This is a genomic window from Mycobacteroides sp. H003, assembly GCF_001440135.1.
In the GTDB taxonomy this organism is placed as follows: domain Bacteria; phylum Actinomycetota; class Actinomycetes; order Mycobacteriales; family Mycobacteriaceae; genus Mycobacterium; species Mycobacterium gwanakae.
On sequence record NZ_LJYL01000024.1, the window covers coordinates 117,738 to 127,195 of the forward strand.

Genomic DNA, 9,458 nt, shown 5'->3' on the forward strand with positions numbered 1-9,458 from the left:
GCTACCGCACGCCGCAACCCCACTAGACTTGCGCGAATGCCTTCGATGAGCCGCTGGTGCGAAGAGGGTCGAACAGATGACCGGGAGGTGACGTGACGGACTCCAGTCTTGACTCCGACTTTCCCGCCGAAGACGGCGACCTTGACCTGACCGGTCGTCCACACAAAGACATTCCCGAACCAAAGCCGCTGACCAGCCATGGACCGGCCAAGGTCATCGCGATGTGCAACCAGAAGGGTGGGGTGGGTAAGACCACGTCCACCATCAATCTGGGCGCCGCGCTGGCAGGGTACGGCCGGCGCGTTCTGCTGGTGGATCTGGACCCGCAGGGGGCGCTGTCGGCCGGTCTGGGCATCGCGCACCACGAGCTGGAGACCACGGTGCACAACCTGCTGGTCGAGCCGCGGGTATCGGTGGACGATGTTCTCATGCGTACCCGGGTCGATGGCCTGGACCTGATTCCCAGCAATATCGACCTGTCCGCGGCCGAGATTCAGCTGGTCAACGAGGTGGGTCGGGAACACTCGCTGGCCCGTGCGCTGCATCCGGTGCTTGACCGCTACGACTATGTGCTGATCGACTGCCAGCCGTCGCTGGGGCTGCTGACGGTGAACGCGCTGGCCTGTTCCGAGGGCGTGGTCATCCCGATGGAATGCGCGTTCTTCTCGCTGCGCGGGCTGGCTTTGCTCACCGACACCGTCGCCAAGGTGCGCGACCGGCTCAACCCGAAGCTGTCGGTGTCCGGAATCGTCATCACCATGTTCGATGCCCGCACCTTGCACGCGCGAGAGGTGATGGCCCGGGTCATCGAGGTGTTCGGTGACCAGGTCTTCCACACCGTCATCACTCGCACTGTCCGCTTCCCGGAGACCAGTGTGGCGGGAGAGCCCATCACCACGTGGGCGCCCAAATCCTCCGGTGCCCAGGCGTATATCTCGTTGGCTCGCGAGGTAATCGACCGGTTCGAATCGTGACGGTTGAGGTACCGGAAGAGCTGGCTGTGTCTCATCCGGTCGAGACCTCTGCGGAGCCCGGTTCCGCGGCCCCGGAGGCGGCTACGCCCGAAACACACGGTTTCCGGATTCGCCTCACAAACTTCGAGGGTCCGTTTGACCTTCTGCTGCAACTGATTTCGCAGCATCGGCTCGATGTCACCGAGGTGTCGCTACATCAGGTGACCGACGAGTTCATCGCGTACACCAAGTCGCTGGGCGATACCTACAGCCTGGACGAGGTCACCGCGTTCCTGGTGGTGGCGGCCACACTGCTGGACCTCAAGGCGGCGCGGTTACTGCCGTCGGGCCAGGTGGACGACGCCGACGATCTGGCTCTCCTGGAGATCCGGGACCTGCTGTTCGCGCGGCTGCTGCAGTACCGGGCCTTCAAGCACGTGGCGGAGATGTTCGCCGAACTGGAGGCCGCCGCGCTGCGTTCATATCCGCGTGCGGTGGCGTTGGAGGAGCGGTTCAGCGAGCTGTTGCCGCCGGTGCACCTGGGACTCGATGGCGACCAATTCGCCCAGCTCGCGGCCGGTGCGTTTACGCCGCGGCCGGTGCCGACGGTGGGCCTCAGCCATCTGCATATTCCCCGCGTTTCGGTGCCTGAGCACGCCAAACGGATGGTTGAACTGCTGGCCGAACGCGGCGCGGGGCAGTGGATGACCTTTACCGAGTTGGTGGCCGAGTGCACGGTGCCCATTGAGATCGTGGCCCGTTTCCTGGGCGTCCTCGAGCTCTACCGCTCTAAGGCGGTACTATTCGAGCAATCCGAACCGCTTGGACCGCTCCAAGTTTCATGGACCGGTGAGCGCCCGGCGCAGGATGATCTAGAAAAGGCAGTGGACTACACATGAGTGAGCAGACGACCTCTGTCGAGGGGTCGGAGGAGTCCACCGAGCTCGACCCCTCAGCAGAACCCATCCTGGAGGAATCGGACGAGTTCGTCCCGATGACCGATGAGGAACTCAGCAGCACTCTCGAAGCGCTGTTGCTGGTGGTGGATACACCCATCAGTGCGGCCGCGGTGGCCACCGTCGTCGCGCAGCCGCTGGATCGTGTAGCCGAAGCGCTGCAACGGATTTCCGAGATCCTTACCGACCGCACGAGTGGTATCGACCTGCGTGAGACCGCAGATGGCTGGCGCATGTACACCCGCGCCCAGTACGCCCCCTACGTGGAGAAGCTGCTGCTGGACGGTGCACGTTCGAAGTTGACCCGAGCTGCGCTGGAGACCCTTGCCGTGGTGGCCTACCGGCAGCCGGTGACGCGATCGCGCGTCAGTGCCGTTCGCGGTGTGAACGTCGATGCCGTGATGCGGACGCTGCTGATGCGCGGGCTGATCGCCGAGGCCGGCACCGATGACGAGTCCGGTGCCGTGATGTTCCGCACCACCGAGCTGTTCCTGGAGCGGCTCGGGCTGACGTCACTGTCGGATCTTCCCGATATCGCGCCGCTTCTTCCCGATATCGACGTGATCGATGACCTATCCGAGAACCTTGGCGACGAGCCGAGGTTTGCACGGCTCGACCGGACGTCTGCCGACGGTGCCGGATCCGGTGCCGCGCCCGCCTTTACTGTTGATCAGGACTGAACGATGAGCGAAGAAGGAATTCGGCTACAGAAGGTGTTGTCGCAGGCGGGAATTGCGTCACGCCGGGTTGCCGAGCGGATGATTTTCGACGGCCGCGTGGAGGTGGACGGCGAGATCGTCACCGAGCAGGGCCGGCGAATCGATCCCGCCGTCAACGTGGTTCGCGTCGATGGTGCGCGGGTGATCATGAACTCCGAGCTGGTGTATCTGGCGCTCAACAAGCCGTACGGGATGCTCTCGACCATGTCGGACGATCGTGGCCGCCCGTGCATCGGGAAGCTGATCGAAGAGCGGGTGCGCAGCAACCAGGGTGTCCGCAATGTCGGCCGACTGGATGCCGAAACCGTCGGACTGATCCTGCTGACCAATGACGGAGAGCTGACGCACCGCCTCATGCACCCGTCCTATGAGGTGCCCAAGACGTACATCGCCACGGTGGCCGGCAACATACCGCGCAGTCTTGGCAGACAGCTGCGCGATGGCGTAGAACTCGCCGACGGCCCCGCCAAGGTCGACGATTTCAAATTCCTCGGCACCACCGACGGCCAGACCATGCTCCAGCTGACCCTGCACGAGGGGCGCAATCGCATTGTGCGCCGGATGCTGGATGCCGTGGGGCATCCGGTAGTGGAATTGGTGCGCACCAAGATTGGCGATGTGGCGCTGGGCAATCAGCGTCCGGGAAGCCTCCGCGCCCTGGGCCGTGATGAGATCGGCTCGCTGTACAAGGCGGTGGGTCTGTGAGTCGCGTCGTGGTGGCCATCGACGGTCCATCGGGCACCGGAAAGTCCTCGGTGGCCAAGGAATTGGCCCGGCAGCTCGGCGCCGCCTATCTGGATACCGGTGCGATGTACCGCATCGTGACGCTCTGGGTGCTGCGCGCCGGTGTCGATCTCACCGATCCGGCGGCCATCGCCGCGGCCGCCGGCGAGGTGCCCATGTCGGTCGGGTCCGATCCGGATGCGCAGACTGCTCTGCTCGCCGGAGAGGACGTGTCGACTCCCATCCGGGGGACCGAGGTGACTGGCGCGGTTTCCGCGGTGTCCGCGGTTCCGGAGGTACGTGAACGGCTGGTGCGACGGCAGCGTGAGCTGGCCGAGGGCAGTGGTGGCGCTGTGGTGGTCGAGGGCCGCGATATCGGTACCGTCGTGCTGCCCGAGGCCGACGTGAAGATCTACCTGACGGCATCGGCACAGGCCAGGGCCCAGCGCCGTAACGCACAGAATGTCTCGGGCGGCGGGGCCGACGAGTACGAGCGCGTGCTCGCCGACGTGCAGCGCCGCGATCATCTGGACTCGACCCGGGCGGTGTCACCGTTGCGTCCGGCGCAGGACGCGATAGAGGTCGACACCAGCGACATGACACAGGATGAGGTGGTGGCCCACCTGCTGGACCTCGTTCGCACAAAGGCAGGGGCATCCCGATGACCGACGGCACATGGGTCGACGAAAGCGAGTGGGAACTCGACGAATTCGATGGAGTCGAGGAAACCGAGGAGCCGAGTGCCCCGCCCGCGGTGGTGGCGGTGGTCGGTCGCCCTAATGTCGGCAAGTCGACGTTGGTGAACCGCATCATCGGGCGGCGCGAAGCGGTCGTCCAGGACATCCCCGGGGTGACCAGAGACCGCGTCTCGTACCCGGCCGAATGGCTGGATCGCCGATTCACCGTGCAGGACACGGGTGGCTGGGAGGCCGATGCGACCGGCCTGCAACAGCTCGTGGCCGAACAGGCGCGGCATGCGATGGCGACCGCGGATCTCATCATTCTGGTGGTCGATGCGACGGTGGGTCCCACCTCGACTGACGAAGACGCGGCGAAGCTGCTGCGCCGCTCGGGTAAGCCGGTTTTCCTGGCGGCCAACAAGGTTGATAGCGACCGTGCCGAGGCCGACGCCGCAACCCTGTGGTCGCTGGGGTTAGGTGAGCCCATCGCCATCAGCGCCATGCACGGGCGTGGGGTCGCGGATCTGCTTGACCGTGTGGTCGCCGATCTGCCCCAGGTGTCAGCGCGAGGGTCGGGGGAGGGCGGACCGCGGCGTGTGGCGCTCGTCGGAAAACCCAACGTGGGCAAGAGCTCTCTTCTGAACAAGCTGTCCGGGGACGAGCGGTCGGTGGTGCACGATACTGCCGGGACCACCGTGGACCCAGTGGATACCTTGATCGAACTCGGCGGTAAGACTTGGCGTTTCGTCGATACGGCTGGTCTGCGCCGTAAGGTTGGCCAGGCCTCGGGTCATGAGTACTACGCTTCGCTGCGCACCCATGGAGCCATTGAGGCCGCCGAGGTGGCGATCGTGCTTCTGGACGCATCCCAGCCCATCACCGAACAGGACCAGCGGGTGCTGTCGATGGTCGTCGAATCCGGGCGCGCATTGGTACTGGCGTTCAATAAGTGGGACCTGGTGGACGAGGATCGCCGCGATCTCCTTGAACGTGAAGTAGACCTTCAGCTTGCGCAGCTCAATTGGGCACAGCGCGTGAATATCTCGGCCAAGAGTGGGCGGGCCATCCAGAAGCTGGTGCCCGCGCTGGAGTCTGCACTGCAGTCCTGGGACTCGCGTATCTCTACCGGTCAGCTCAATACCTGGGTCAAGGAAGTGGTTGCCGCGACGCCGCCGCCGGTGCGCGGCGGGAAGCAGCCACGTGTGTTGTTCGCCACTCAGGCCACCTCACGGCCGCCGACCTTCGTGCTATTTACCACCGGTTTCCTCGAGGCGGGGTATCGCCGATTCCTCGAACGTCGATTGCGCGAAAGTTTCGGCTTCGAAGGCACTCCCATCAGGGTGAATGTGCGGGTACGCGAGAAGCGCGGGCCCAAGCGCTAACTGGCGGCGAGATAGCAACGGGCACAAGATAAAGGACCCTGTGCACATTGCGCTCTCAGGCTCCGTTCACCCAATATTCGCGCCCATGTTGAGATCTACCCGATCCGAATCGCCCACTTTTTCGGTTTGCCGACCTAGGCTGGTTTGACCGTCTACCATCCTGCGGCGGTAGCAAAACCACCTACGAAAGGCGCAACACAGTGGCGGACACACTCACCCAGGGTCAGAAGCTGGATTCGGGACAGAGCCTCACCTCGAACAACGGCGCGTACACCCTGACTCTGCAGGATGACGGCAACCTGGTTCTGACCGACGGCGGCAGCCCCGTGTGGGCCTCCGACACCAGCGGACACAGCGCTGGCCGTGCAGAGGTGCAGAGCGACGGAAACTTCGTGGTCTACGACAACGGTGGCGGCGCGCTGTGGAGCAGCAACACCGAGGGCCGTTCCGACGTGAAGCTGGTTCTGCAGGACGACCGCAACCTGGTGCTCTACGCAGGCACCGACTCCGTGTGGTCCTCGGGCACCCAGACCGACACCCCGGTCGCCCCGGCCGAGTCCGTCGAGGTTGCTCCGGCCGCCGTGGAGGAGCCTGCTCCTGCCCCGGAGCCCCGCACCTACACGGTCGTGTCGGGTGACACCCTGTGGGCCATCGCGGAGCGCTTCTACGGCGACGGCAACCAGTACCAGAAGATCGCCGACGCGAGCGGCGTTGCCAACCCCGATCTGATTCAGCCGGGTCAGGTTCTGACCATCCCGGAGTAATCACACCGGATCACGCAAGCGGCTCGAACTAAGCCTCTTGGCCCCATCGGCCCCGTCGGGTTAACCCCCGGCGGGGCCGATGTCGTGTTACTCCCGTAGGTAGCCGTCCGGATGGTGGAACCAATTGATACGCGGCGAGCGCGCCGGATCGACATGCGCGGGTGGGATCCACCAGGTCTGGCCGTCCGGACCGCGTACTGCTCTCCAGTGCTGGTCCTCGGCTCCCAGTAACTTGTGATGCCCTTCGCAGCCGAGCGTGAGGGAGTCGATATCGGTGCTGCCGCCGTGAGCCCACTCGTCCATGTGGTGCACCTGGCAGTGATACGCGGGTTGATCGCAGCCGGGGTAGGTACAGCCACGATCCTTGGCGGTCAACATGATTCGCTGGTCCACGGTGGCGATCCGTTTCGCCCGCCCCAGATGCAACGCGCGACCGTCGTCATCGAAGATGGCCAGATAATGATGGGCGTGACTGGCCATCCGGATCAGATCGGTGATCGGCAGGAGTGAGCCCCCGCCGGTCACCGCGTTACCCGAGCCCGCTTCGAGCTCACGCAGCGTTGCGGTGACCACCGCAGTCACCGGCAATCCGCGATGACGACCCAGCTCACCCGATGACAACACGGACCGGCAGACCGCCTTCAGCGCATCATGCTGCCGCTGTGCGACGGATCGACCATCCCGCCGCGCTGCATCTACGTCCGAATCATCACCTACGCAAGGTGTTTCGTCATCGGAGTTGCACATGCCCGGTGCTGCGTACTTGGCGAAGATCGCGTCGAGATAGGAACGTAGCTCGGGGTCGAGGTCAAATTCCCCGGGCGTCATGAGGTCAACACCCTGACGCCCCATTCTGAACCCTCGCCGTCGAGCACGGTCGGCGTCGCCGGTGAAGCTCCCGTCCGGATCGAGATAGGCCAGGAGTCTGTCCGCGGCCTTGCGGAGCTCGTCGGGCCGCAGCGTTCCCGCGAGCTCCGCCAGCTGCCTCTCAGCGGCCGCCCGGGTTACCGCATCGACGGCGCGGGGGAGTCGGTCCCAGAACTGGCGGATAACCGCGATGTGATCACCCCCGGCGGCGCCCGCCCGTTGCGCCATGGCGGTGGCCGCGAGCACCGGCTCGATCCGGTCACCGCTGAGCGTGACCCTCGGAGCCAGTTCCGCAGCGTCCCGGATGCGCCGTCTGGCGTCGGAGCGGGTGATTCGGAGTGCATCGGCGAGGACGTCGGGCGGGTTGATGCCACCGAACGCGCCCGGAACATGATCGGCCACAAGTTCATTGACAAGCCCGTGGGTGGCGGCGGGAATCCGGCGCACGAATGCCTCGACCTCGCGTAGGACGGCAAGACGGTCACCCTGCGTAAGGGTCTGCGGATCCAGTTCCGACAATGCGTCGAGGGCGCCGGCCAGCTCCGCGAGGACGTGGCCTACCTCCACATCCACTATCGAACGCATGTTCGAATTATAGGACGCCACTCCGACAACTACCGACAAATGTTGCGGATGATTTTTTTTGTGACACAAGTGATTTCAGGAATTCGGGTTCGTTGACCGGAATCCGAGTTCAGGATCTCGGCACACCTACGGTAGGCTTCCGTCTGCTGCTCATCGCGGCGGCGGGCTGTGGCGCAGCTTGGTAGCGCACTTGACTGGGGGTCAAGTGGTCGCAGGTTCAAATCCTGTCAGCCCGACAACACAAAAACCACCTGTTTACAGGTGGTTTTTGTCATCCCAGGAGCCCTTGGCTCTGTAACCAGGTTTGGGTCGCTTGCATGCCGGATTCGAGAGTGAACTGGGGCCTGAACCCCAGAACGCTCTGCGCTTTGGCAATCGAGTAGGTTCCGGTCCTGGTGAGGTAGCGCACGGAGGCGGCATTGGCTTCAGTTGTTCTGCCCGACAGCGCGAGGATGGACGTCTTCGCTCTGGCCAAGCCAATCGCAGCGGTGGTGGGTAGCACCAAGGGGCCGCGCTTACCGAGCATGCGGTAGTAGTGGCCGAAGAACTGTGCGCAGGAGACCCCAGCGCCTCCGGAGATGGTGAAGATCTGGCCGCGTGCCGCATCGCAGGTAGCCACGCTCGTGATGCCGTCAATGACGTCATCGATGTAGATCGGCGAAAAGATGCCCTTGCCCATCGCGGGCAACACGAACTGGTTACCGCGGATCATCTCTAACGGCAGCAGCGTCCACGGCCGGGATCCGGGCCCGTAGATATCACCTGGGCGTATGATCCGCGCATCGATCCGGTGGGCCGCGTGAGCCTGCAGTACCACTTGTTCGCTTGCGATTTTGGTGTCAACGTAGGTGTTTCCGTCGGTCCGGATGGGATGATCTTCGGTGACCATATCGGGGAAGTCGACGTCCGAGAACGCCCGAACCGAGGATAGGTGTACGAACACCGCCCCTGGCGACGTGGCATCGATAACCTTTTTCGTCCCAAGTACATTGATGCGCCAGGCAGCGTCGGCTGCTGCGGTGTTCGACACTATTGCTGCGGTGTGGAAGATCGCATCCGCGGCCGCAGCGTCGGCTATCCACGGCCCCTCAACGTTGATATCTCCGGCGCGGACGTCGTGTGTGGGGTCCGCCGCCAGATCGACACCGCGGGTCTCCCAGCCCGAGGCGCGGAGGTGCCGCGAGAGTGCGCGGCCCACGAATCCATTTGCGCCGGTGATGAACGCGCGTTGAGTCGTCACCTCCCCATCAGTATCAAACAGGGGTACTGGGGGCAAACAGGTTGCACAACTTGCCCGGTTAGAGGGCGTCGGCGCCCTGCTCGCCGGTGCGTACCCGCACCACCGAGTCAACGGGGCTCACCCAGACCTTGCCGTCGCCGATCTTGCCGGTGCGTGCGGCGGTCACGATGACCTCCACCACCTTGTCGACAGCCTCGTCGTCGACAAGGACCTCGACCTTCACCTTCGGCACGAAGTCCACCTGGTACTCAGCGCCGCGGTATACCTCGGTGTGGCCCTTCTGCCGGCCGTAGCCCTGCACCTCGCTGACTGTCATGCTGGGGTTGCCGGTCTGTTCGAGTTGGGTCTTGATGTCGTCGAGCGTGAACGGTTTGACGATCGCGGTAACGAGTTTCATGTCCCTCATGCCTCTCGGTGGGAGATGAGGGGGCGTCCCTCTGTCGGGGAGCCTGCGAAGTTCCCGGTGGCTGATCCGAGGCCGAGTGCGACGAAGTCGTATGCGCCTTCAGCGTGTTGGGATTCGTCGGCTCCGGCCGCTTCTCCCTCGTCGCTGATGCGCAGGCCAATGGTGTACTTCACGATGAATGCA

Annotated in this window: 10 protein-coding genes, 1 tRNA gene and 1 pseudogene; 8 read left to right on the forward strand and 4 right to left on the reverse strand. The window is 64.2% G+C overall.

Translation table 11 applies throughout. The annotated features are described in order from the left end of the window. The first annotated feature begins 92 nt into the window (after positions 1 to 92). The 7 genes from AOT87_RS17425 to AOT87_RS17455 all read left to right on the forward strand — a co-directional run bounded on the left by AOT87_RS17425 (position 93) and on the right by AOT87_RS17455 (position 6,177). Entirely contained in the window at positions 93 to 974 is an 882-nt protein-coding gene (locus AOT87_RS17425) for a ParA family protein (protein WP_030098015.1), read from the forward strand. Beyond that, the gene (locus AOT87_RS17430; protein WP_078322679.1) at positions 971 to 1,852 is read left to right on the forward strand and encodes a segregation/condensation protein A; all 882 of its coding nucleotides are present in this window, start codon (positions 971 to 973) and stop codon (positions 1,850 to 1,852) included. The genes AOT87_RS17425 and AOT87_RS17430 overlap by 4 nt, the downstream gene beginning before the upstream one ends. Continuing rightward, entirely contained in the window at positions 1,849 to 2,589 is a 741-nt protein-coding gene (gene scpB / locus AOT87_RS17435) for an SMC-Scp complex subunit ScpB (RefSeq protein WP_030098013.1), read from the forward strand. Before AOT87_RS17430 ends, scpB begins: the two co-directional genes overlap by 4 nt. A 3-nt stretch (positions 2,590 to 2,592) precedes the next feature. Beyond that, complete coding sequence (locus AOT87_RS17440; RefSeq protein WP_057968401.1) at positions 2,593 to 3,333, forward strand: pseudouridine synthase; 741 nt, start codon at positions 2,593 to 2,595, stop codon at positions 3,331 to 3,333. 8 nt (positions 3,334 to 3,341) lie between these two features. After that, positions 3,342 to 4,016, forward strand: coding sequence for a (d)CMP kinase (gene cmk / locus AOT87_RS17445; protein ID WP_081343377.1), 675 nt, complete (start codon positions 3,342 to 3,344; stop codon positions 4,014 to 4,016). After that, a complete protein-coding gene (gene der / locus AOT87_RS17450; protein WP_030098010.1) occupies positions 4,013 to 5,413 on the forward strand; it encodes a ribosome biogenesis GTPase Der in 1,401 nt (466 codons plus the stop codon). Before cmk ends, der begins: the two co-directional genes overlap by 4 nt. 200 nt (positions 5,414 to 5,613) lie before the next feature. After that, the gene (locus tag AOT87_RS17455) at positions 5,614 to 6,177 is read left to right on the forward strand and encodes a LysM peptidoglycan-binding domain-containing protein (protein WP_057968403.1); all 564 of its coding nucleotides are present in this window, start codon (positions 5,614 to 5,616) and stop codon (positions 6,175 to 6,177) included. Positions 6,178 to 6,264: 87 nt separating this feature from the next. Here the strand turns inward: AOT87_RS17455 and AOT87_RS17460 are convergent, their stop codons facing one another. Further along, on the reverse strand, positions 6,265 to 7,629 hold the full coding sequence (locus tag AOT87_RS17460; RefSeq protein WP_057968404.1) for an HNH endonuclease signature motif containing protein: 1,365 nt from the start codon (positions 7,627 to 7,629) through the stop codon (positions 6,265 to 6,267). Positions 7,630 to 7,791: 162 nt separating this feature from the next. Here AOT87_RS17460 and AOT87_RS17465 point away from each other — a divergent pair. After that, positions 7,792 to 7,865 (forward strand) — tRNA-Pro (locus AOT87_RS17465). A gap of 35 nt (positions 7,866 to 7,900) precedes the next feature. Here AOT87_RS17465 and AOT87_RS17470 read toward each other — a convergent pair. From AOT87_RS17470 to AOT87_RS17480, 3 genes and pseudogenes are all read right to left on the reverse strand, one after another. Next, positions 7,901 to 8,869, reverse strand: a complete 969-nt coding sequence (locus AOT87_RS17470) for an NAD(P)-dependent oxidoreductase (protein WP_057968405.1) — start codon at positions 8,867 to 8,869, stop codon at positions 7,901 to 7,903. 58 nt (positions 8,870 to 8,927) lie between these two features. After that, the gene (locus AOT87_RS17475; protein WP_057968406.1) at positions 8,928 to 9,266 is read right to left on the reverse strand and encodes a P-II family nitrogen regulator; all 339 of its coding nucleotides are present in this window, start codon (positions 9,264 to 9,266) and stop codon (positions 8,928 to 8,930) included. A gap of 5 nt (positions 9,267 to 9,271) precedes the next feature. Next, a pseudogene (locus AOT87_RS17480) lies at positions 9,272 to 9,458 on the reverse strand (ammonium transporter); the annotation flags it as partial.

What these genes read in the sequence shown, in the direction of transcription:
- der (WP_030098010.1), top strand. Translation starts at nt 4,013, where the DNA reads ATGACCGACGGCACATGGGTCGACGAAAGCGAGTGGGAACTCGACGAA.
- AOT87_RS17460 (WP_057968404.1), bottom strand. Translation starts at nt 7,629, where the DNA reads ATGCGTTCGATAGTGGATGTGGAGGTAGGCCACGTCCTCGCGGAGCTG.
- scpB (WP_030098013.1), top strand. Translation starts at nt 1,849, where the DNA reads ATGAGTGAGCAGACGACCTCTGTCGAGGGGTCGGAGGAGTCCACCGAG.
- AOT87_RS17440 (WP_057968401.1), top strand. Translation starts at nt 2,593, where the DNA reads ATGAGCGAAGAAGGAATTCGGCTACAGAAGGTGTTGTCGCAGGCGGGA.
- AOT87_RS17475 (WP_057968406.1), bottom strand. Translation starts at nt 9,266, where the DNA reads ATGAAACTCGTTACCGCGATCGTCAAACCGTTCACGCTCGACGACATC.